General features: G+C 37.8%; 15 protein-coding genes. 5 read left to right on the top strand and 10 right to left on the bottom strand.

The window, feature by feature from the left end:
* Positions 1-14: 14 nt before the first annotated feature.
* The 5 genes from WDB87_RS13355 to WDB87_RS13335 all read right to left on the bottom strand — a co-directional run bounded on the left by WDB87_RS13355 (position 15) and on the right by WDB87_RS13335 (position 8,117).
* Positions 15-368 (bottom strand): DUF7674 family protein, encoded by a 354-nt coding sequence (locus tag WDB87_RS13355; RefSeq protein WP_337850111.1) that lies wholly within the window; start codon positions 366-368, stop codon positions 15-17.
* Between the two features lie 75 nt (positions 369-443).
* Entirely contained in the window at positions 444-1,910 is a 1,467-nt protein-coding gene (rmuC, locus tag WDB87_RS13350; RefSeq protein WP_337850110.1) for a DNA recombination protein RmuC, read from the bottom strand.
* A 411-nt stretch (positions 1,911-2,321) separates the two neighbouring features.
* Positions 2,322-5,465, bottom strand: coding sequence for a DEAD/DEAH box helicase (locus WDB87_RS13345; RefSeq protein WP_337850109.1), 3,144 nt, complete (start codon positions 5,463-5,465; stop codon positions 2,322-2,324).
* Positions 5,466-5,900: 435 nt separating this feature from the next.
* Positions 5,901-6,863, bottom strand: a complete 963-nt coding sequence (locus tag WDB87_RS13340; protein WP_286248273.1) for a transcriptional regulator — start codon at positions 6,861-6,863, stop codon at positions 5,901-5,903.
* 15 nt (positions 6,864-6,878) lie between these two features.
* Positions 6,879-8,117 carry an AAA family ATPase gene (locus tag WDB87_RS13335; protein ID WP_004586301.1) on the bottom strand — a complete coding sequence of 413 codons (1,239 nt, stop codon included), beginning with the start codon at positions 8,115-8,117 and terminating at the stop codon, positions 6,879-6,881.
* A gap of 774 nt (positions 8,118-8,891) precedes the next feature.
* Here WDB87_RS13335 and WDB87_RS13330 point away from each other — a divergent pair.
* Positions 8,892-10,106, top strand: a complete 1,215-nt coding sequence (locus tag WDB87_RS13330) for a hypothetical protein (RefSeq protein ID WP_004586302.1) — start codon at positions 8,892-8,894, stop codon at positions 10,104-10,106.
* Between the two features lie 60 nt (positions 10,107-10,166).
* Here the strand turns inward: WDB87_RS13330 and WDB87_RS13325 are convergent, their stop codons facing one another.
* Positions 10,167-11,042 carry a DNA replication terminus site-binding protein gene (locus WDB87_RS13325; RefSeq protein ID WP_337850108.1) on the bottom strand — a complete coding sequence of 292 codons (876 nt, stop codon included), beginning with the start codon at positions 11,040-11,042 and terminating at the stop codon, positions 10,167-10,169.
* A 973-nt stretch (positions 11,043-12,015) separates the two neighbouring features.
* Between WDB87_RS13325 and WDB87_RS13320 the strand changes: the two genes are divergently transcribed.
* Positions 12,016-13,365, top strand: coding sequence for a class II 3-deoxy-7-phosphoheptulonate synthase (locus tag WDB87_RS13320; RefSeq protein ID WP_337850107.1), 1,350 nt, complete (start codon positions 12,016-12,018; stop codon positions 13,363-13,365).
* Between the two features lie 60 nt (positions 13,366-13,425).
* On the opposite strand, the gene ppsR is transcribed toward WDB87_RS13320, so the two are convergent.
* On the bottom strand, positions 13,426-14,235 hold the full coding sequence (ppsR, locus tag WDB87_RS13315; protein ID WP_286248265.1) for a posphoenolpyruvate synthetase regulatory kinase/phosphorylase PpsR: 810 nt from the start codon (positions 14,233-14,235) through the stop codon (positions 13,426-13,428).
* 154 nt (positions 14,236-14,389) lie between these two features.
* Between ppsR and ppsA the strand changes: the two genes are divergently transcribed.
* A complete protein-coding gene (ppsA, locus tag WDB87_RS13310) occupies positions 14,390-16,765 on the top strand; it encodes a phosphoenolpyruvate synthase (RefSeq protein ID WP_286248262.1) in 2,376 nt (791 codons plus the stop codon).
* 65 nt (positions 16,766-16,830) lie between these two features.
* Here ppsA and WDB87_RS13305 read toward each other — a convergent pair whose 3' ends face one another.
* Positions 16,831-17,040: a PGPGW domain-containing protein gene (locus WDB87_RS13305; RefSeq protein WP_337850106.1), complete on the bottom strand. Its 210-nt coding sequence runs from the start codon at positions 17,038-17,040 to the stop codon at positions 16,831-16,833.
* Positions 17,041-17,185: 145 nt separating this feature from the next.
* Here WDB87_RS13305 and ydiJ point away from each other — a divergent pair, with 145 nt between their 5' ends.
* Positions 17,186-20,233: a D-2-hydroxyglutarate dehydrogenase YdiJ gene (gene ydiJ, locus WDB87_RS13300; RefSeq protein WP_337850105.1), complete on the top strand. Its 3,048-nt coding sequence runs from the start codon at positions 17,186-17,188 to the stop codon at positions 20,231-20,233.
* Positions 20,234-20,376: 143 nt separating this feature from the next.
* Here ydiJ and WDB87_RS13295 read toward each other — a convergent pair whose 3' ends face one another.
* Both WDB87_RS13295 and WDB87_RS13290 read right to left on the bottom strand, forming a co-directional pair.
* On the bottom strand, positions 20,377-21,576 hold the full coding sequence (locus tag WDB87_RS13295) for a cation:proton antiporter (RefSeq protein WP_286248257.1): 1,200 nt from the start codon (positions 21,574-21,576) through the stop codon (positions 20,377-20,379).
* Positions 21,576-22,787 (bottom strand): tyrosine-type recombinase/integrase, encoded by a 1,212-nt coding sequence (locus WDB87_RS13290; RefSeq protein ID WP_337850104.1) that lies wholly within the window; start codon positions 22,785-22,787, stop codon positions 21,576-21,578. Before WDB87_RS13290 ends, WDB87_RS13295 begins: the two co-directional genes overlap by 1 nt.
* 143 nt (positions 22,788-22,930) lie before the next feature.
* Between WDB87_RS13290 and WDB87_RS13285 the strand changes: the two genes are divergently transcribed.
* Entirely contained in the window at positions 22,931-23,494 is a 564-nt protein-coding gene (locus WDB87_RS13285) for a YSC84-related protein (protein ID WP_055019010.1), read from the top strand.
* Positions 23,495-23,624: the final 130 nt, after the last annotated feature.

Here is a 23,624-nt window from a genome sequence, read left to right as displayed (position 1 = left end):
GAGCTTTAGTTGTATTATTTTAGCGGCGCTTTACCATGAAAATTAATATAAAGCGTTTGTAAACTTTCCGGAACCAAGGGCCACCCAAGCGCAATAGTGTGGGGGCTAGCGCCCCAAAATAATGTTTCTACGTAATATACGTCTATGTGTTCAATTACTTTTGCCTCAGCGTTTATTAGTTTTTTAGCCATGTAATTTAAATAACGCAGGGCTTGCTCCACATTACCAAGAGCAAAAGCGTGTGTTGTGGCTTTAGAAAATGCCTCCATTCTAAACGAGGTTTCATCTTCATCATAGATGCTCATTAACGCTTTAACTTCAGGAAATTGAGTAATGATTTCATCTAACAAATTAAAAATCGTTTTCATACTTTTTACCGTGAGCTCAATTAATTGCAACCTAAGCAAAGAGAACCATAAACCTTTTGCTTGTAAAAAGTAGAGCTAATCCAGCTCTAACTGGGCTTTTTCTACGCTGTCGTTTGGTAACTCTTTTTGAACAGATACACCTAGCTCTTTAAATTCTGACGCTTGTTTAATTAAGTTACCTTTACCACGGTAAAGCTGTGAAAAAGCTTTATCGTAACTTTCTTTTGCGCGGTCGAGTTGTTTTCCAACACCTTCCATACTTGTTAAAAAGCCATTGAGCTTGTTGTAAAAGCGCTCGGCACGATTTGCCAGCTCTTTAGAGTATTTAGTTTGCTCTTCAAAGCGCCACAGCTGTTTAACAATATTTAAGCTGGTAAGTAGGGTGGTTGGTGTGGCAACTAGAATATTTTTTTCGATGGCTTGTTGGTAAATATCACTTTGGTATTTAAGCGCCTCTACAAATGCAGATTCTATAGGCACAAACATAATAACCACTTCAGGCGAATTTATACCTGGGAGACGATCGTACGATTTACTGGCAAGCTCGTTAATACGCGCGGTAACAGCATTTACATGCTCTTTAATTGATTGGCTAGCCTCTAGCTCGTTTTCGGCATTAACGTAGCGGGTATAAGCATTTAGCGACGTTTTAGCATCAATCACTAAGTGGCGGCCCTGAGGTAAATACACCACTACATCTGGGCGCAGTCGGCCGTCTTCGGTATTAAACGATACTTCGCGTTTGTAATCAGTACCTGCGCGCAGGCCTGCGCTGTCGAGTACGTTTTCGAGCATCAGTTCGCCCCAATTACCTTGCATCTTTTTTTGCCCTTGTAAGGCATTACTAAGTTTATCGGCTTGCTCGGTAATAGCTTGGCTCTTAGCTTGCAAGTGCAGTAGCTCAGCTTTAAGGGCTGCACGTTGTTTTAAATCTTCAACATGAATCAATTCCATTTTATCTCTAAAGCCTTTTAATTCCCCTTGAACTGGCTTTAATAGTTGCTCAATGCTTTCTTGGTTTAGCGTTTTAAAGCTTTGCGATTTTTCTTCTAAAATTTTATTCGCTAGGTTTTCAAACTCTTTTTTAAGCACATTTTTGCTTTGCTCTATTTGTGCAAGCTGCTCGGTAAAGTTTTGCTGCTTTTGCTCAAGCGTAGTGCGCATATTATTAAGCTCAATATCGCGCTGATTATATTGCTCTCGCAAGGCACTAAGTTCGCCTTCAGCTTTACGCCAAAAATGATTGTACTGAACACTTTGTTTTTCTTGCTCGCTAAAGCGAGTTTTAAAATGCTGCGCTTCGTCGCGCTGCTCTTGATGGGATTGCTCGAGCAGCTCGTGCTCATCAGATAAGGCCGTGTATTGCAGCTGTTTATTGTCGTACTGGTTTTGTAATAACGATAACTGTTGCTGCTGCTCGCTAATTTGTTGTTTTAACTTATTACGAGAAGGGAGCGACACTAGGCCATATAGTACTAGCCCTGTTGCGAGCCCTGCGCTGGCACTTAACCAATCTATATGCGTTAATAGCTGAGTAAACATAAAATAAACTTATAAAATTTAGAGACATGCCATCATAACGAATTAGTATCGTGTGGGGTAGAGGAGAAATACACGCATAAAAAAAGCCAGCTTAAAAGGGCTGGCTCAATCATTACTAAATTTAGTAATTAAACGGGGTAAATCAACATGAAGCTTGTGATAACTGCAATTAAACAACAAGCATAATAGTAGACGCCGCACATTAAATTTAGTTCACATAAAAATATAAATAATTTAAAAATTAAAATGTGGGCATAAAAAAAGCCAGCTTAAAAGGAGCTGGCTCAATCATTACTAAATTTAGTAACCAATCAGGGAAATCAACATGAAGCTTGTGATAACTGCAATTATTCAACAAGCATAATAGTAGACGCCCTCGTATTAAATTAGTTCAACTGTTTGTTTAAAAATTTAACTTTTTATAAGTGATAGCATTTGCTGCTCGTCAAATGATGTGAAGCTCATTGATTTATCGGTAAATAATGCATCAACAAGCGCTTGCTTATCTTGCTGCATTTTAAATACCTTTTGCTCAATTGAGTTGCTCATAATTAACTTATAAACAAAGACTGGATTTGTTTGGCCAATGCGATAAGCACGATCGGTGGCTTGTTTTTCTACAGCTGGGTTCCACCACGGATCAAAATGAATAACCGTATCGGCTTGCGTTAAGTTAAGCCCAGTACCGCCTGCTTTTAAACTGATTAAAAACACCGAGGTTTTGCCACTGGTAAACTCGTTAATAACTTTGTCGCGATGACGCGTTTGCCCAGTTAGCATACTAAAATTAATATTTATGTCGTTTAAACGCTCTGCAATTAAATCGAGCGCAGAGGTAAATTGACTAAAAATAATCACTTTACGACCAAGGCTTAGCATTAACGGCAAATGCGTAGTTAGCCATTCTAATTTTGCTGAACCTGCTTGTGTTTCTGGCTCAATTAATTTTGGATGACAACAAATTTGCCTTAGTTTTAGTAGCGCCTCTAAAAATGCGAGCTTACTTTTTTGTGCGCCTTGCTCAGCAAATAAGTCGATGAGCTTTTCTTCTAGGGCGCGTGTAATACCTTGGTACATATCTTTTTGCTTAGGTTCAAACTCAAACTCTTTTAACAGCTCTGTTTTTTGTGGCAACTCTTGCGCTACCTGCGCTTTTGTACGGCGTAATATAAACGGCATAATAAGCGCTTTTAGTTGCTCAGCTCGCTCTGAATCGGCTTCGCGTTCAATAGGAGTTTGAAAGTGCTGTTTAAAGTGAGCTTGCGAGCCAAGTAATGAAGGCATGGCAAAGTCGAGTAACGACTTAAGCTCAAACAAATTATTTTCGATAGGCGTACCGCTTAAACATAACTTAAAGTCGGCATTTAAACGCTTAACTAAGCGCGAGACTTGTGCAGTATCGTTTTTTATATATTGCGCTTCATCTAAAATAATATTTTCAAAATAAAGTGGCGAGTAATAAGCAATATCACGCTTTAATAATGGGTAAGTAGTTAAAATACATTGCGCTTGCGCTAAATGTTGTAAAGGCTCATTACGTTGCGAGCCAAAAATAGTGGTTACCTTAAGGCTTTTAGCAAATTTGGTTATTTCGTTTTGCCAATTACTGACCAAACTTGTAGGGCACACGATAAGAGTAGGCCCCGCTTGCGGGCGATTAAAACTGCTGGCTAAAAAGGCAATAACTTGTAGCGTTTTGCCAAGCCCCATGTCATCAGCAAGTATGCCACCTAATTGGTGGCGCTTTAAAAAGCTAAGCCAATCAACGCCTTGTTGCTGGTATTCACGTAGTGTTACCGACTCATTTAAACCGTGTAAGGGCACCACTGGCATTGCCTGCTCGGTGTTGTTTAACTCATCAAGATAACGCTCCAATGAGTCATCATGAAGGTCTATAGTAACTGCGGTATGCTTTACCAGCTCAGGTAAATAAGAAAGCGGGATATTAAATTCATCGCGTGTTTTTACAAATTCAAAGCGTTGCTTAAATTCGGTCAGTAAATTAATGGCGGCTTTACTAATAACACCAAATTGACGCCCAACAGGGTAGTAATAAAACAGCTCACTTTGGCGGTTTAACGATTGATACGTGGCGTCATCGGTATTAAAAAGTACAGCAGCTTTGGCATCGCTTAATTGCACTTTACAATGCATTTGGTGCCCTGCAGCACGGTTTACATCGAGTGTAACGTGCCCTTTGGGATCGGCTACATTTACTTTAGTTTGAGTTACCTGCCAGCCACGCTTTTTAAAGCCAGGGAATACTTCGTAAACAAGCCAATGTAAATGTATAGGTGATTGTTTATTAAATATAAACTCACTTTGTAAACCCCCTTTACAAAAATCAAAACCTAAATTTACTAACTCATTTGTTACTGTGTTTTCAAATGCACTGTTTATTAAACTCGCAGGTGCTGTTCCCGCTAAATAATTTTTATTTTTATATTTAAATAATAGCGAAACTTTAAGCCCTTGCTCATTCATAGTGGCTTTTAAAACAGCATTACCAAGTTGCTTAACGTTAACTTGTTCGTTATTCGGATGCGGAATAACACCGGCCCCAAAATTGTCGGCAAGTTGTGTATAAATGCGATCAAAATTAGCATCGTGCAGTGCAGGAATAGATTGCAAATGTGCTATTTCGTCAGCGCTAAGCTGTGTTCTGATCCGGCCTACTTTAAAATGATCGAGATCTAAATAAGCAGGCGGCGTGGTTTTTATTAGAGCCCAATTTTTACTGTGTTCAAGCTCAGTAATTAATTGCGATAACTCGTTTTGTTGCTGCCAATTAAAGTTAAGGGATTGCCCAGTTTGGGCTTTAATAGCCACTCGAGAGCGTTGTAAAAATAGTCGGTCGGTGGCAATTAATTGTTGTAAAGCGCTAAAACCCCATTGACCTTTTAGCTCTAAATTACCCACAGCATTTTGTGAGCGAATCCAACTAAACAGCCTAAAGTCACTTTCGAGCAAATCATTTGGCGTTACAAAGCTATTTAATTGTTGCTCAGTTAAATTGCGCCCAAGCGTGTAATTATTATTTTTGTCGTAATTGGCAATTTTTGGCGTTAAAAATACTTTATTGTTTTCAATATCTAATACAAATAAAAGAACTTGCGAAGGGGCTTTAGCATCGACACTTTTAAGTGCTGTCAGCTCACTAAACCAATCGTTAATAAAGTAATCTTCACCGTATTCACCTGAATGCTCTATTTTAAGTTTAAATAATACAGCGGCTAAGTGCCTACATTTGATTTTAGCATTACAGGTACAATGCGAATCAACAGAGTAACCAGTAGGTACTTTACTGATCTCAATTCGTTGGTTAAATGCTGATCCGGTGTCGCCTTGTACCGTTGAATCAATAACAGCAAAGTCACTGCTATGTTCTAACCAACTAATTTGGCCATTTTTATAATACTCTTTGCCTTTCTCGAGTACGTTAGGCCTAAACAGCTTTTTTATAAAGCGCTCAGATAGAGGGAACAAGGTTGCCTGCTCATTTTTTATTTCTTCAAAAATAGCCAGTAAATCATTTTTTGATAAGTTAGCAGACATGTCACTCTAAGCATTAAATTTTTAAAATAATTCTGCCAGTATATTCTTTAACTGCGCACAGCAAAAGCAATATTAACGTTATATAAACTGGTTGGAGCTGATAGGTTAGTAAAAAATCGGTTTATACGTGCTTTATAGCATTTTAACTGCCAAAAAATAACAGGTAAACAGCAAACACACATATTACAAACAACTTATTAACAACGCAGGGGCTTTACAGATCAATTTTTTACTAACAAAAACAGATCGCGCATTAAATAGTCTTAAAAACTAAACTCAGTTGGTAAAAATGTGATCTTTAGAGCAAAAATGAGGGATTTATTGGTTTTAAATAGAAAAAAAGATCAGGATTTTACTAAGTAAAAAGCCCATTAGATCAGAATTTAACTAACCTAACAGGCTTTTAAGATCACTATTTTACTAAGTAATACTGGGCTAATTAAACGCGCTTAATAGCTTAGTAAGTTGTTCTAAGCGTTTGTCCGTCAACACTTTATTATCTATTTTGATAGATACGTCACCACTTTTTAAATTGCGTTGTACGTTTATAAAGTTGTTTTCAAATACAGCTTCACGTTTAGCCACCGTGCTAGGCTCGGTAGTTAACCGTTTAGTAATTGCCATTGCACGCTTGTCATCGCTTGTAATGGCGTTAATCTCATTGTCTGTATGTAATTCGCTGACAAGGGCGTTAAACGCATTCTCGTCGCGCTCCTTTGCACTAACAAGCTTTTTAGCGACTTCTCTGCCTACGTGATTAGCCGTTGGGTAGAGTGAGATTACATCTGCCGGTATTTGCTCGTACGCTTTAATGGCATCTGCAATTGCGGTGTGCGATACACCTTCAATAGCGGCAATTTCGCGATAAGAGCCTTTTTTACCTTGCTCAATAAGATCGTTTTTAGTTTGTTGGTAAGCTTGGCCTAGTTCCCAAAGGCTCGGGGCTATGTACTGATCTGACGATACAGCCAAAATTTTAGCGTCTTGATCAGTAAAATCAGGTGAGCTTAAAACTAAATAATCGGCATTACCTAAAATACATGCCTTGCGACGACGCGAACCAGCAAGTACTAAGTTAGTATTTCCCTGATCCCAAAGTAAAGCAGGGTGTTGATTGCGTCCATCTTCACTGATTGCGGGTAAAATATCAGAAACCGACTTTTCGTTTAATAGCGCTTGTACACGACGATTTTTACCGTAAACCGTGGTGCTAGATTCAATATCTGCATGAGCAATAACTTTACACACTAAGGTTATTTCGCGTGTAGGGTCGCTTGGCGCAGGCATTCTTATTACATCACCAGCGCTTGCTTGCTCAAGTAATGCATCGAGGCTGCTATTACCTACGGCAGTTGCAAATGGATCTAAGCGGGTGTCGTTTTTACGTTTTGTAGCCATTTTTATGTAACATCCTTACTTAGTGTTGTTAAGTGATGATTGGGTTGACTCCCAATTAGAACGAATAAGCATTTCTAGTTCGTCCACAACATCTTTAATATTTTCTTGCGCGCGTAATAAAGACTCGCGACTTGCTAAACTATCCGATGCTTTTTGATCAAATATGGTATTAAAAGACGATGAACTAGCCGTAATGGCCGAGCTGTGATTAATTGGGTAACTCATAACCTGGCGGCCAAACGCACTACGTACATCTTTAACAATATCTCGCTGTGAATGATTACCCTTAACGTAATTAGTCACTAAAAACTGCATAAAGTCCCAACCTTCATGACCAAGTGCCGCAACAGTGTGGTAAATCTCACCTAAACGCTTTAAATATTTATTGTTAGCATCAAAATCTACAGCTTCTGGATGAACCGGTATAAGCATTGCTGTAGAAGCCATTAAAGCATTATAAAACATAAAGTTAAGTGTAGGAGCTGTGTCGATTAAAATAATATCAAATTCGTCTTTAACCGGCTCAATAACCTTTTCTAAAAGCTTATGATAATGACGTGTTTGCTCATAATTGGAGGTATCTTTTAAAAGTGTAGCGGTCTCGTGCTCAAAGTAAAAATCATCCATACCTGAGGGTAAAACACGAATATTTGGAATATGCGTAGTTACAAAAGCACTAGAAACAAACTCCGGCCAAGTTTCGCCTTCGTCTAAATCAATACAATCACGCATTAAGTCGCCTACCGTAACAGGGTCATGGTCGTTTGAAGGGAAAAAGCTAGAAGATGAACCTTGAGGATCTAAATCAATAATACCAATACGATAACGTTTGATATTCGTCGTCGCCAACGCAGCAGCGATATTAACCATACTGGTTGTTTTACCGCACCCACCTTTAAGTGAGTTAATAACAATAACTTGGAGTTTATCGTTAGCAGTGCGGTGATCAGGCTGAATATCCATGATATCGGCCATAGCAAAAATATTAACTAACGTGTAAGCATAGTGCCCATTTGCACCACGCTTAATGTTTAAATCATCAAAGTCACCATTGTCATGGCGGCGTTTAAGGGTGCGATTATTACACCCTAATAAATCTGCTGCCGCTTTTTGGGTGTAAGTTCTTAATTCTTTTTCTTCTGATTTAAGATGAGCGCGGTAATGTTGTATGCGTCCTTTTAAAGATTTTTCAGCAACTTCGGCTGTTGCTTTTAAAAGCCGGTAAGTACTTAGCGCGTTATTATTGATAGACATACTTTCTTCCTCAAAGTTAGGCAGTTAGTATAATGTCCATTCAAATACCTGTAAACAACTATTTAAGGCGACATGCATTTTAATAACAAGACATTTAAAAATATTTTTACACCTTTAAGATTGCTTAGTATAAATAAAGAAGTTTAAAGGTGGTTAAATATATAAGGTAATAAAGGTTAAAGGTGTATAATAGCTATATAACTATATGATATTTATAAATAATGTAAAAAAAAGCAGATCACCTTTATACTTGGTTAAGATCAGATCTTTATCTACACGCAGATCAGCTTTTTACTAAGCCTTATTTAAAAATTAGAGTTATGCACAGCTTACTCAAAAAGTTATATACAAAATGACTCTGCGAGATCAGTTTTTTACTAAGTAAATTATAAAGTTATACACTTTACCTTGCTAAGAACAGGGCGTTTAATTGGTATAGATCTGATCTGTAGTAAGTACAGATCAGATCTATGCTAACTCGAACTGCTGTTATCCACAGCAGGTATTTATTTTACTAACGTTTGTCGTGTAAAAAGTTTAAAAATAGCGCTTTTGATGGACAAAAAATAAGTTGAGTTAGTAAAAATTTAGCTTGAGAAGCTTACCTTAGTAAAATAGTGATCTGAAATTAAGCTTATCACTCCTTACTTAGTATAATAATGATCCGATACGTTTATTTATACTCAGATCAGTTTTATACTAACTTAAACATTTAACTTTTGTTGCTTAATGTGTTGTTATTAGCTGTCGCAATAAAAAATGGAAATCAGAACAATGAGCCGAAAGGTCAACATCTCGGTAGATAACTTGCCCGATACACTTAGGGGCCAAATACACGGGGTGGAAAGTGCAATAGATAACGAAAGTTTAGCACTATTTACAGATAACAAAGATGTGCGAATTTCTATCGAAAATGCCGCTCATGGGTTACGTGCTTATTCGAACACGTTTAACCACTATGATTTATGGGGGCGTTTTGTACGTTCTGGGCATAAAAAATTGCCATTGGAAGAAGCTCCTAAAAAAACAATTATTACGCGTAAAATATCCGAAAAAGTAGATGGTATTTTATATGATGGCGAAATAAAAATTACACCGGCCGTTGTAAGCACGCGTAAAGATGGCGAAGACGTAGAATATTTAGTGTGGCCATCTGATAGAGAAGAAAAAGTTGAGCGCGCATTAATTCGCCTTGCATCAAAAGGCAAAATTGTAAAAATCAATTTTAAGTCCGGTATTCAATATGCCGTGGTTTTTTCGATGAACGAATTAGCCCAAGAACTTAAAGCGGTTGGCCAGTCAATGCCATACCCGCAAATTAAAGAATCACTTGAAGCACTTCAAGGTTCTAAACTTTCATTTAAATACTCGGCTACTGATACTAAAAATACTGATATTGATGACTCTTTTTATGAGTCAAACATGAACTTTTTATCGTCACTTCACTTTAGTGGTAAAAAAGGTCAAGGCGGCAATGTTAAATGTGTTGCATGTTTAAATGCATTTGTTCATAACATGATTGATAACCTTGAATACAAAGGGTATTACTTTAATAGCGCACAAGAGCTAAAACGTGGTTTATCGCGTTGGATGATGCTACGTTTATACCACCTTTGGCGTTATGCCGCGCCTGGGAAAACGTATCATTTTAGATTGTTATCTATTATGGAAAAATACGGTTCTATTTATTCAACCGACGATATCACAGAAAATAAACTAAAAGCATTACGCCGTGATATGACCACAACAATGAAAGACTTGATTGAAAAAGGGGCTATTTCAGAGTACAGCATTACTAATGTAAAAGATGATAAAACCGGAAATATTATTGATTACACCTATGAAATGCATCCTTCTGATCAGTTTTGTGATGAGATACTCACGCTCAACAAGCACAATAAGCGTATTGAGATTCAAGGTGGTAAACGAATTGTCGAAAACGCAGTTTTAATTGATGAAGATAAAATAGAAGAAATAGTCGAAAAATAGTAGCAGTTAAAATACTAATACTTACCAAAAAGGCCACATATTGTGGCCTTTTTAACATAATCATTTATCAACTTGTTCTAAATAAAGTCTATCCACTAAAAAGTCATACTCTTTTTTTCGCGGGTGAGACTCTGGTTTTTGATAATCAGGCAAAGTACCTAACTTAACATCGGGCTGTGGGTTAATTAAAATAAACGGCAATGCTGCACTTACGTGATACCTATTTTCTGCAGTATACCTAACATTAACTTGGGGGCTGACTCGGGTAGGGCGGCGAATTCTTAACTTTTCTTTTTCACCCAAACTAGCTACCCGTAACTGTTCTTGTGCAACAAGGGACTGCCATTTTTGTTGGTCGATCATTCTTGGGTTTCTATAACCTGCAGATTTATCCAGCATTTCGAGTGCCATTTTTTTAGTTAGAGTTTTAGTTGCATGCTTATGCATCCATGTAAATCGCACTGAAAAAGGAGACTCGCTTTGAAAATGAATTTTTCGATAGGCTGCAAGGGTGATTAAATTTGGCACCGCGTTATGAACAGCTTCAAATCGAGCATCGTTATTATCTATGGCCAAAACACATTCCTTAAAAGCAGCCTTCGCTTTATTTACTTGTTGTATTCGGCTAGTTAACCCTGCAACATCTGCATTTTTTAGAACCAAAAGCCCAGGGTGGCGCTTTAGTACTCTACTACTTAAACTTTCTTTTTTATAAATATCAGTAAAAGAGTTTAAAATTGACCTATGAGCAATTTCACCGGTTATTTTTTTCACAGGAATAGATTCGGGTATAATATTCTCGTCAACACTAGTTATATCAGGCAGCTGATAATATTCAGCTTTTGAATATTCACAGTCGCGTAATTCATAAATCAATAACGACGTTAATTCATTCATTAAATCAAATTGACTTCTTATTTGTACTTTAGAAACCATAACCACCTTAAGAACACATCTTACTCACATAAACACTTAGTTTAACCTTTTGCTTTGTAGATTTAAATTTAATTTTTTCATTAATGCCAAGTTATACTTAAAATTAATATAAGTATGATGTGTTCTTAATATTCCCTTGTATTGGTAATTTCTCATGCTTAAGTATCTGCATTAAACATAAGAATAGTGAGGCCAGGCGTGATCAATATACTTTTGCGTATTTAAATATACAGGTAGTTTATTGTGTCAAAAGTGCTCACTAGGATAACGCATGCGTTTATGTATTATCGAAATGTGTAAAATATATATTGAGTTTAAGGGAACGTAATTTTTTTGGGTTGTGCCACTTTAGATAGTGTATTCACTTATTGTATGGTACTGATAGACAATAATCGGTAATTAAAACGCTAAGCTCGTTTAACGAAAATGCAGCACTGTGAAAATGAACTCTTATAGTTAATATTAGCCATTTATGAAGGCTGTTTTTTTAGTAGCTTTAATTGGAATGTTGGCATTGTCTAACAACCTGAACACAGCGTTACAGTTACGTACACTCAAGCAGGCTTGTTTCTGAATGCATTTACAACTCAGCAGCCATTACCATATAATTAACCACACATCCAGCCTGTTAGTTAATTTAATTTAATCTGCACTGTAAAGTTAAGATTACGTTACACCCAATTTAAGTATGATGTGTTCCTATCGAAACTTTTAACTATGAGGCTTTTGATCCAAATTAGTTTGTGATGGTTAAAAAAACACCTTAACTGGCTTAACTTATTGTATTAAAATAAAAATAAGTAAATTAAATAACTTTTAAATCCCAGCCTGAATAACCTTAAAGTCACAAATAACCTTAAAAATATTTAACTCATAACAAATTAGTTGGTAAATAGTGAATATAGTCCTTGAACTTAGTGCCATGCATACGTTAATTTCCTTATATCAGGTAAAGTAGGAATGAGGAAAGAACATGCAATCGTGGAACCCAAATAGCTGGAGAGAACTGCCAATACTGCAGCAGCCACAGTACCCGGATCAAGATGAACTGAAAACAGTAGAAAGCCAGTTAAAGAGTGCTCCGCCACTTGTTTTTGCAGAAGAAACAAGAAGTCTCTTTAAACAATTAGAAGATGTATGTGAAGGTCGTGCATTTTTACTTCAAGGTGGCGATTGTGCCGAATCATTTAGTGACTTTAATGCCGCTAATATTCGCGATACATTTAAAACCATTTTACAAATGGCTGTTGTTTTAACTTACGGCGGTAAATGCCCAGTTGTTAAAATTGCACGTATGGCAGGCCAATACGCAAAACCACGCTCTGCTGATTTAGAAACTATTGACGGTGTGTCTTTACCATCTTACCGTGGTGATATTGTAAATAGCTTTGAGTTTACAGAAGAAGCACGTATTCCCGACCCACAACGTTTAATGAAGGCATACCACAACAGTGCTGCTACGTTAAACTTACTTCGTGCATTTGCACAAGGTGGTTTAGCAGATTTACACCAAGTGAATCGCTGGAACATGGGCTTTGTAGCCGCTAATCCGCAAAAAGAACGATTCCAACAGCTTGCAGATAAAATTCAAGATGCGCTTGAATTTATGGAAGTATGTGGCATTAATTCTACTATTGCGCCAAGCCTTAAAGAAACCGATTTGTACACGTCTCACGAAGCATTATTGCTAGGCTATGAAGAAGCGCTTACTCGTCGCGATCACCTATCAGGTGACTGGTATGACTGTTCTGCGCACTTTGTATGGATTGGTGAGCGTACGCGCCAATTAGACCATGCACACATTGAGTTTTTCAAAGGTATTAAAAACCCTATTGGTGTTAAAGTTGGCCCAGGAATGGACCCAGATGACCTAATTCGTTTAATTGATGCTGTAAACCCAGATAACATTCCGGGTCGCTTAACGCTAATTACACGTATGGGTGCCGACGTACTACCAGAAAAACTTCCAGCACTTGTAAGACGCGTTCAGCAAGAAGGCCGTAAAGTTATTTGGAGCTCGGATCCAATGCACGGTAACACTGAAAAAGCGACATCAGGCTATAAAACGCGAAGCTTTGATAATATCATGCGCGAAATTAGCCAGTTTTTTGCTGTACATAAAGCTGAAGGTTCATACGCAGGTGGTATTCACTTAGAAATGACTGGCCAGCACGTTACAGAGTGTACCGGTGGTGCATACGGTTTATCTGATGATGACCTAGCGCAACGTTACAAAACACAATGTGACCCGCGTCTAAATGCAGACCAAGTATTAGAAGTAGGCTTTTTAGTAGCTGACTTACTAAAAGATGCACGTAAATAATAAAGTTAAAATTAAAGCCGCATTATGCGGCTTTTTTTAGCAAAACAGTAAATTAGTTGGTTAGTACTTACGTCGCTCTAGGTTACCGTCAATCAAGATTTTTGCTGATATTTCTTCAACAGAATGATGGGTAGAATTAAAGTATGCAATTTTATGTCGCTTATAAAGCATTTCAACTTCACGCACTTCAATTCGACACTGTCTTATTGATGCGTATTTAGAATTTGCCATACGGCGATGCCTAATTGCAGCCAAACGCTCAGGGTCAATAGTTAACCCAAATAACTTATGTTTGTAAGGGAGTAAACATTTAGGTAATCCCTCACTCTCTAAGTCATCTTCAGTTATTGGGTAATTTGCAGCCTTAATGCCGTATTGTAAGGCTAAGTACAGGCTTGTTGGTGTTTTACCGCTTCTACTTACACCTACTAAAATAATATCGGCTTCAGAAAAGTTTTTAATATTTCCGCCATCATCATTCATAAGGGCATAGTTAACCGCATCTATTCTAAAGTCATAGCTTTTTTCATGAATAGAGTGGGTGCGATGCATTTTTGGCACTGGCGCAACATTAAGCTCTTTTTCTATTTTTTCACTGTAAGTAGACAAAAAATCATACGCGATTGCATCGGCAGATTTAATAATTTCACTTAAGTTGTGATTTACAAAGGTAAAGAATACAAATGGCTTCTCACCTTCTTTTGCAGCAGTTGCGTTTATTAACGCTTTAATTTCATTTGCTTTTTCCTCTGTTTCTACAAAAGGAATAGTTTTATGATTAAATTCAACCGGAAACAACGACAAAGTCGCGTGACCAAACACTTCGGAGGTAATAGCAGTGCCGTCTGATATATAAAAAGCAGTTCTCATAGTTAACCTTTTTATTACGTTTAATCCCTAAAATGGCTTACTCACGGTTTACGTGAGGTCTAATGCCAGTGTAGAATGAAGGTGACCTTTATAAAAGGTTTTCTTTCTTAACTCTCACAGTTACAACTACAATTTGTTTTTTGGAGAAAGACCCGTGCAAGAATACGTTCTCTGGTATCAAGAGCTTGGTATGCAAGATGTTCCTCGTGTTGGCGGCAAAAATGCCTCACTTGGTGAAATGATTTCAAACCTCGCTAACGCAGGTGTACAGGTTCCGGGTGGTTTTGCCACTACAGCCGACGCTTTCAATGAGTTTTTAGAACAATCTGGACTCAATGCAAAAATTCACGACATTTTAGATACGCTTGATGTTGATGATGTAAATACACTCGCTAAAGTCGGTGCCGATATCCGCCAATGGATTATCGATACCCCATTCCAACCTAACCTAGACCAAGCCATTCGCGACGCATACAGCCAACTTCATGGCGATACATCAGCCGATGTATCATTTGCAGTACGCTCATCAGCCACCGCTGAAGATATGCCAGATGCATCATTCGCAGGCCAACAAGAAACCTTCCTTAACGTACGTGGTATCGACTCAGTAATGGTCGCTATTAAACACGTATTTGCTTCTTTATTTAACGACCGCGCCATATCATACCGTGTTCACCAAGGTTACGATCACCGTGGTGTTGCACTATCTGCTGGAATACAGCGTATGGTGCGTTCAGATAAATCAGCATCAGGCGTTATGTTTAGTATTGATACAGAGTCTGGTTTTGAAGACGTTGTATTTGTTACTTCAAGCTACGGTTTAGGTGAAATGGTTGTACAGGGCGCAGTAAACCCTGATGAATTTTATGTTCATAAACCTACATTACAAAAAGGGTTGCCATCAGTAGTACGTCGTAATATTGGCTCAAAAGCCATTCAAATGATTTACTCTGCTGATGAAGCACACGGTAAGCAAGTAGAAATTGTTGACGTAGAGCCAAGCCTTTCAAACAAATTTTCAATTACAGATGAAGAAGTGCAAGAACTTGCAAAGCAAGCTGTAATTATCGAAAAGCATTACGGTCGTCCTATGGACATCGAATGGGCAAAAGACGGAAACGATGGCAAATTATACATAGTGCAAGCGCGCCCAGAAACCGTTCGCTCAAACGAAGATGCCAATATTATGGAGCGTTTTCAATTAAATGGCACAAGCAATGTCATTGCTGAAGGCCGCGCCATTGGCCATAAAATTGGTAGTGGTGTTGTTCGTGTACTTGATTCAATCAAAGAAATGGACCAAGTGCAAGAAGGCGACATTTTAGTTACCGACATGACCGACCCAGATTGGGAACCTATCATGAAGCGCGCCGCGGCCATTGTTACAAACCGCGGTGGGCGTACGTGTCATGCCGCAATTATTGCCCGTGAACTCGGTATTCCTGCGGTAGTTGGCTGTGGTAACGCAACCGATTTAATTAAAGCGGGACAAGAAGTAACCGTATCATGTGCTGAAGGCGATACAGGTTACATCTACGAAGGTATTTTAGATTTTGAAATACTGACGTCGCGCGTGGATAAAATGCCAGAACTACCAATGAAAGTGATGATGAACGTAGGTAATCCAGACCGCGCGTTTGACTTTGCACGTTTACCACATGCAGGTGTTGGCCTTGCACGTGTTGAATTTGTAATTAACCGCATGATTGGTGTTCACCCTAAAGCGCTATTAAATTTTGATGCCCAATCACCTGCTCTACAAGCAGAAATTACCGACATTATTGCCGGTTACGAATCGCCGGTAGAGTTTTATATCTCTAAATTAGTAGAAGGTATTTCAACGCTAGGCTGTGCCTTTGCACCAGAGCGTGTAATTGTGCGCATGTCTGATTTTAAATCAAACGAATATGCAAACTTAGTAGGCGGTGAGCAGTACGAACCTGAAGAAGAAAACCCAATGATTGGTTTTCGTGGTGCTGCACGTTATATCTCTGAAGACTTCCGTGATTGTTTTGCCCTTGAGTGTGAAGCAATCAAACGTGTAAGAAACAGCATGGGTATGACCAACATCGAAATCATGATCCCATTCGTACGTACCCTTGAAGAAGGTAAACGCGTTATCGAATTACTTGAAGAGCACGGACTTAAACGTGGCGAAAATGGTCTTAAAGTAATCATGATGTGTGAGCTTCCTTCAAATGCATTACTTGCGGATGAATTTTTAGAGATGTTCGATGGTTTCTCTATCGGCTCTAACGATTTAACTCAGCTAACACTTGGCCTTGACCGTGACTCAGGCCTAATCGCACATTTATTTGATGAGCGTAATCCTGCGATTAAAAAGCTACTTTCTATGGCAATTAAAACTGCTAAAGAAAAAGGTAAATACGTAGGTATTTGTGGCCAAGGTCCTTCAGATCATGAAGACTTTGCAGCATGGTTAGTAGAGCAAGGCATTGATTCTGTTTCACTAAACCCAGATACAGTACTAGAAACATGGTTATACCTAGCAGACAAACTTGCTAAATAATCATCAGTACCCGTAACAAATAAAAATGCCAGCAATTAAGCTGGCATTTTTGTATGTGGGATAAATTACCGTGCTAATTTTTTATCTAAATAATGACACGATTTAGTTAAGGCTTTTTGGCATAGTTTTAAATAATGCCTCGCTTTTGGGTAGTAAAAAGAAAAACACAGTAATCCCCCCATAAAAAATATCAGGGAGGGGCCTGGCACCAGAGAGAAAAACAACCCAAGCAAAATAAACAACACACCTATGATCTGTAATAGACATTTTTTCATATAAACCTCAATACAATGGTTTAACTTGATTATAAATACAGAACATCAAATTACGATAAAAAGAGTGTTACAAACTGTAAAATCTTCAATTTCTATTAGTCATCACCATGATATAATTACACAAATGCCTTAAATTATCGCCGTCATGATAGCAACAATTACACAGCAAGATGCAGCGACCGACCTTGTCGCAAACTACTTAAGTACACTTAAAAATCAGGGGTTTAGTGGAGACACCGATGCAAGCTATGCAACGCGTTTAACCGCCTCTACCGATAACAGTATTTATCAGCAAATCCCACAAGGTGTTATTTTTCCTAAAACCGAAAAAGACATTCAATTGGCATTGCAAACAGCATCTCGCGACCCATTCTTGTCGCTTACTTTTGGCCCACGCGGTGGTGGTACAGGTACTAACGGGCAGTCACTCACACCTGGTATTGTGGTTGATTTATCACGTTATATGCGCGAAATACTCGAAATTAATGTTGAAGAAGGGTGGGTTAGAGTACAAACAGGTGTAATTAAAGATCAATTAAACGACTTTTTAAAACCGTACGGCTTTTTTTTCTCACCCGACTTATCTACAAGTAACCGAGCAACCATTGGCGGAATGATCAGTACCGATGCATCAGGTCAAGGTTCATTAGTTTACGGTAAAACCAGCAACCATGTTTTAGGACTTACTACCTATTTAGTCGATGGCAGCCCAATGGTGACATCACCAATAAACATAGAAAAAGCTAAAGTAATAGCCGAGCAAGAATCATTAATCGGTAGCCTTTACAAAACAGTATTGGAAATTTCTTTAAATGAGCGTGAGGCTATTTTAGAAAAATTTCCACGTTTAAATCGCTTTTTAACCGGCTACGACCTAGAGCATGTGCTAAGTGATGACTTACAAACTTTTGATATGAGTAGGCTAATTACCGGATCAGAAGGCTCGCTTGGTATAGTTACCGAGGCAAAATTAAACCTAACTCCCATAGCCGAATTTAAAACACTGATAAATATTAAATACGATAGTTTTGATTCGGCACTTCGTCATTCTCCGTTTTTAGTAGATGCACGTGCAACATCGGTAGAAACAGTCGATAGCAAGGTATTAAACCTGGCTCGCGAAGATATTATTTGGCATTCAGTATCGGACTTAATAACCGATGTACCAAATAAAGATATGCAAGGACTCAACATGGTTGAGTTTAATGCAGTATCACCTGAAGATATAAAAGACAAAGTAAATACACTTTGTACATTATTAGATGAGTGCGTAGCAAATCAAACCAACGGGGTTATTGGCTATCAGTTAACCAGCAGTAAAACTGATATTTTAAAAATTTACGCAATGCGTAAAAAATCTGTCGGGTTACTTGGTAATGTTAAAGGCAGCCAAAAGCCATTGGCCTTTGCTGAAGATACCGCCGTACCGCCAGAAAACTTAGCTGACTACATCGTAGAATTTAGAGCATTACTCGATAGCCATAATTTACAATATGGTATGTTCGGCCATGTTGATGCGGGGGTTTTACATGTACGCCCAGCGCTAGATATGTGCGATCCAGAACAAGAAAGACTGCTTCGGAAAATTTCTGATGAAGTTGTAAAACTCACCGCTAAATACGGCGGTTTAATGTGGGGCGAACATGGTAAAGGTTACCGCAGTGAATATGGCCCTGAATTTTTTGGTGAGCATTTATTTAAACAACTACGTAAAATAAAAACCGCCTTCGATCCTAATAATAGAATAAACCCCGGAAAAATATGCACACCTATTGAAAGTGAAGACTCACTAGTTAGCGTAGATGGGCAAAAACGTTCGTACTTCGATAAGCAAATTTCTATAGATGTAAAAACAAGTTTTAACAATGCAATGACCTGTAATGGTAACGGTATTTGTTTTAACTACGACGAAAATTCACCAATGTGTCCGTCGTATAAAGTAACCGGTGATCGTAGACACTCGCCAAAAGGGCGCGCAACATTAATGCGAGAATGGTTACGACTTCAAGAGTCTAAAAATGTAGATTTGCTCGAAGTAGAAAAAGAACTTAACAAAGGCGAAGTTATTACCTGGTGGGAGCGCTTTGTTCATAGCCGCGAAAAAAACAAAGGCGTTTACGATTTTTCGCACGAAGTAAAAGAATCAATGGATGAATGTTTAGCGTGTAAAGCCTGTACAACATCTTGCCCAATTAAAGTAGATGTACCTACTTTTAGAGCACGCTTTTTAAATTACTATCACAGTTATTACGCGCGTCCACTCAAAGATTATTTAGTCGCTAACATTGAAAGTTCAGCGCCTGTTATGTCTAAATTTGCACGTGTAATAAACCCAATTGTTAAAACAAACTTAGTAAGTAGTTTAATTAAAAAAACAGTAGGGTATGTAGATACACCTCAATTAAGCATTCCATCACTTGAAAAACGCGTAGCAAAAGCACATAAATTTGATTTTGAATTATTAAATTCACTTTCAAGCGATGAACAAAATAACTATGTGCTAATAGTGCAAGACCCATTTACCAGCTTTTACGAAGCCGAGTTAGTGCAAAGTTTTATAACACTTATCACCGCACTGGGTAAAAAGCCGATGCTATTACCATTTAAACCTAATGGTAAAGCCCAACACGTAAAAGGGTTTTTGCATGAGTTTAAAGTAACGGCAAAAAATGGCGCAGAGTTTTTAAACAATCTCGCTGATATTAATTCGCCTTTGGTTGGTTTAGATGCCTCGTTGGTTATGTGTTATCGCGATGAATACAATACTATTTTAGAAAATAATCGCGGTGATTTTCATGTACAACTTGCCCATGAATGGCTACAAACTCAATCGTTTAAATCGCTATCGGCTAAACAAAAAACCGATACTGAATTTACATTATTGAGCCACTGTACAGAAACAACCGCTTTACCAAAAGCGGCAAGTGTGTGGAAAACTATTTTTACCGATATTGGCTTAACTCTAAATACCACCAATACGGGGTGTTGTGGCATGGCCGGCACTTATGGCCACGAAGCACAAAACCAAAAAAATTCACGTGCACTGTACGAAATGAGTTGGAAACCAATAGTAGATAAAAATAAACCAGAGCAACTTTTATCTACCGGGTTTTCGTGCCGCAGCCAAGTAAAACGCTTTGAACAATTTAAACCTAAGCACCCAATAGAGCTACTTGCACAGGTTCTTAGCTAATAAAAGTTAAAAATAAAAAAGGCGTAACTTAAAATAAGTTACGCCTTTTTTATTTATATCAACTTTCTTAATTAATTTAGCAATTTTGATGCTGGAAAAACGTGTAGACAGCTCGGCAAAAATTTCAGTAATTTTTATAACCGTTATTTAGATTGTTTAGTAAAACTATCTGCAATTGGCTTTGTACTTATACCATGTATAAACACACTAAATAAAATAGTGGTCATAGCAATAGTGGCAATCTCGTATTTATTCTCTATTTGCGTGTCTATTACCATTAATGTAAAAACAATTGATGCTAAACCACGTGGCCCAAACCAAGCAAAAGTAAAACGCTCTTTCCAGTTAAGTGCTGTAAATTGTAACGACAACATAACCGGAATTATTCTAATCAATGTAGTACTTAGCAATGCATACACAATTATATTTGTATTTAATTTGGGTATTACTAAATAAGCACACACAAATCCAAATAAACACCAAATCATCAACGATGTAAAATCAGCAATGTGTTCAGAATCTTCTATTAATTCAGCGCGAATATCGGTTTTAGAAAATTTATCAAATAACAAACCTGCAATAAACACCGCTATAAATCCACTGCCATGAAAATATTGAGTGATAGAAAACACCGCCATCGCAAAACCTAAAAGTAAAAATGGGCTAGTGCTTTTTGCAAAGTAATGTCGCTTCATTGCAAAATTTAACAACGGAATAAATATCGCTATAGAAAAACTTGCAATTAAAAGTGCTAAGCCAAGCTCTCTTGAAAACACACTTAATGTATGTGATGCCGTAATGGCAGAGTCAGGGTTTTTAGCGAGTAAAATAAAAATTAAAAATACTGGTACACATAAGCCATCGTTTAATCCGCTTTCGGTATTTATACCTTCCCTAATTTTTTCAGGCACTTGTGTACTTTGCAATAAACCTTTACTTAATGCTGCATCGGTTGGGGTTAGAATAATTGCTAGCAAAGCCGATTGAATTAGCGAGAGCTCTGCAAATAAAAATAAGCTAACACCAATACCGCATAATAAAGTTAAGGGTAGGGCAACAAATAATAATAAACTAGGGTACTGAAAACTATGCCTCAATACCCCTAACTTAGATTTAGCCGCATCAGAAAATAAAAATATACTTAGCGTTAGCTCTATTAATGGTAATAAATAATCTATCCCTGCTTTTAATTTTTCTCCTTCATTGGGGAGTAAAAATGCCAAAAACATACCGCCAATAACAAAAAACATAGGGCCAGTTATTTCTGTACGTTCTAACTGCCTAATTGAAATTGAATAAACCAAAAATAAAAAACCAATAAATGCTATTACTAAGTATTCCATTAAATTTTCCTTTTAACGCCAGATTTTGCTCGCTCTTTAATATTTGTTTGAATATAAATTTGATCGGTTGTCGCAATTTTAGAATGCCCTAAATCTTCCGATAAATGTTTTAGCGGTCGCGTATGTGCATCATGCGTTGCACCCGTGTGACGAAGCCAATGGGCAGTGGCTGCTTCAAGTTGTTCTGCATCATCTTTGAAGCCATCATCAAGTAAAGATTGTTGAGCCAAATCAAAACTTTGCTGTACTAAACGCCTAATTTGCCTAACTGTCATCCCACCTTGGCCACGAATTTTATGCACCAATGGCTCAGCTTCATCAACACGAGGTAGGGCGGGTAATCCTCTGTACAATCTATAACGTTTTAAATACTCAACAAAATCATCACTTAGGGTAACATCTCGTAGTTTATTACCTTTCCCCATTATTCGTAAAAACCAAAAACCGTCATTATCTTGCCAAAAGTGCGACATAACGGGTGACCATTGAGGGCGCTCGGATAGTTCCGAGATCCGTAAATATAAACCTTTTAAACATGCCAAAGTAAACAAGTTACGTTCAAGCTCTGGTTTTTTTTCACATAAATCGCGTGTTACGCCAAATACATATTCCCATTGTATGTCACTTAACGTGTCTGGGATCTGAATTTGTGATTGCACAACCAAATAGGGGCTATTTTTTTTAACTACAGGAATAAAGTTAGCAAATGTTTTTTCTTCTAAAATAGAAAACTTATAAAATACATTTAACGCAGTAAACATTGCGGCTAATGTTTGCTGACTCGCAATTGACTCCTTTAACATAAAAGGGCGCCAATTTTGGTTTAATCTACGAATGCCTTGCTCATCTTTGTAGCGCCATTGCACCGAAGTTGATGCCCATTTTTTATCTGGCTCAACCATAAAATCGACATAGGCTTCAATGTCTTCGCGTTTTAAATCGAACACTGATTTTTCGGCAATTAACCAAGACCACAAATAAAATCGTTCGAGCTCGTTACGAAAACGATTAAATGTTGCTTCAGATTTTCGACCGTACACATATAAAAATTGGTATAAGAATTTAAGTTCGTCCTTTGATTCAGTTACAGTCAAGCCAACTTGCTGTATAAAGGATGCAAGTTCTGGGTATTCTGAATTTAGAGTATCGTCGTCAAGATGAGCAATTTGATATCTTAATTGTTTTAACGTATCAACTAAAGCAACAAGCATAATGTATAAATATTCAATAAAATAATAGACTTACAGCTTAACGATAAAGTCCGATACTGTCTAGTATTGGACATAGTGAAAGTGTATTTATTTAAGCATTTTTGTTACTGCGCATTGGTATGAATCTTATTAAGGAAAGTTTTATGAAAAAATTTATCGTGTTAGGCCTACTTACAATAAGTGTATTACTAACAGGTTGTGCTACTACAGGCAGTGCATCACCAAGCGAAAAACGCGCTTTAGTTCAAAGCATGAAAAACAATACGCTCGACAAATTATACGCACAAAAACCCGATGTTAAAAAACAAATTGCCAACTCGGCCGGTTACGCGGTGTTTGATAACGCAAACGTCAATGTTGTTTTAGCCAGTTTTGGTGGCGGGTACGGTGTAGTAAAAAATAACTTAACCGGTAAATCAACCTACATGAATATGGGTGAAGCCGGTTTAGGGCTTGGTTTAGGTGTAAAAGACTTTAACGTTGTTATGGTTTTTCATAACCAAGCAGCAGTAAATAGATTTATTGAACATGGTTGGGCCTTTGGCGGTAACGCAGACGCCGCAGCAAAATACGAAGATAAAGGTGGAGCACTGGTTGCAGAAGCCATTGCCGACCAAGTTACCGTATATTCTTTAACCGAAAATGGCCTTGCACTTCAAGCTGTACTAAAAGGCACTAAATTTTGGGTAGATTCTGAGCTAAATTAACAGCTAATTACTCTCCTAAAAGCGGGCTGGTTTGTATAATCACGCTCGCTTTCTTATTCCTTGTTTAATTTAACATAACGTAATTTATGGGAAGTTAGCTATCAGCTATCAGCTATCAGCTATCAGCTAT

Source organism: Pseudoalteromonas sp. C12FD-1 (assembly GCF_037414265.1).
Lineage (GTDB): Bacteria > Pseudomonadota > Gammaproteobacteria > Enterobacterales > Alteromonadaceae > Pseudoalteromonas.
This window is presented reverse-complemented; position numbering and strand designations above follow the sequence as displayed.

Excerpts from the sequence above, each read along its gene's own strand:
- WDB87_RS13355 (WP_337850111.1), bottom strand. The coding sequence starts at position 368 with ATGAAAACGATTTTTAATTTGTTAGATGAAATCATTACTCAATTTCCT.
- rmuC (WP_337850110.1), bottom strand. The coding sequence starts at position 1,910 with ATGTTTACTCAGCTATTAACGCATATAGATTGGTTAAGTGCCAGCGCA.
- WDB87_RS13345 (WP_337850109.1), bottom strand. The coding sequence starts at position 5,465 with ATGTCTGCTAACTTATCAAAAAATGATTTACTGGCTATTTTTGAAGAA.
- WDB87_RS13340 (WP_286248273.1), bottom strand. The coding sequence starts at position 6,863 with ATGGCTACAAAACGTAAAAACGACACCCGCTTAGATCCATTTGCAACT.
- WDB87_RS13335 (WP_004586301.1), bottom strand. The coding sequence starts at position 8,117 with ATGTCTATCAATAATAACGCGCTAAGTACTTACCGGCTTTTAAAAGCA.
- WDB87_RS13330 (WP_004586302.1), top strand. The coding sequence starts at position 8,892 with ATGAGCCGAAAGGTCAACATCTCGGTAGATAACTTGCCCGATACACTT.
- WDB87_RS13325 (WP_337850108.1), bottom strand. The coding sequence starts at position 11,042 with ATGGTTTCTAAAGTACAAATAAGAAGTCAATTTGATTTAATGAATGAA.
- WDB87_RS13320 (WP_337850107.1), top strand. The coding sequence starts at position 12,016 with ATGCAATCGTGGAACCCAAATAGCTGGAGAGAACTGCCAATACTGCAG.
- ppsR (WP_286248265.1), bottom strand. The coding sequence starts at position 14,235 with ATGAGAACTGCTTTTTATATATCAGACGGCACTGCTATTACCTCCGAA.
- WDB87_RS13305 (WP_337850106.1), bottom strand. The coding sequence starts at position 17,040 with ATGAAAAAATGTCTATTACAGATCATAGGTGTGTTGTTTATTTTGCTT.
- ydiJ (WP_337850105.1), top strand. The coding sequence starts at position 17,186 with ATGATAGCAACAATTACACAGCAAGATGCAGCGACCGACCTTGTCGCA.
- WDB87_RS13295 (WP_286248257.1), bottom strand. The coding sequence starts at position 21,576 with ATGGAATACTTAGTAATAGCATTTATTGGTTTTTTATTTTTGGTTTAT.
- WDB87_RS13290 (WP_337850104.1), bottom strand. The coding sequence starts at position 22,787 with ATGCTTGTTGCTTTAGTTGATACGTTAAAACAATTAAGATATCAAATT.
- WDB87_RS13285 (WP_055019010.1), top strand. The coding sequence starts at position 22,931 with ATGAAAAAATTTATCGTGTTAGGCCTACTTACAATAAGTGTATTACTA.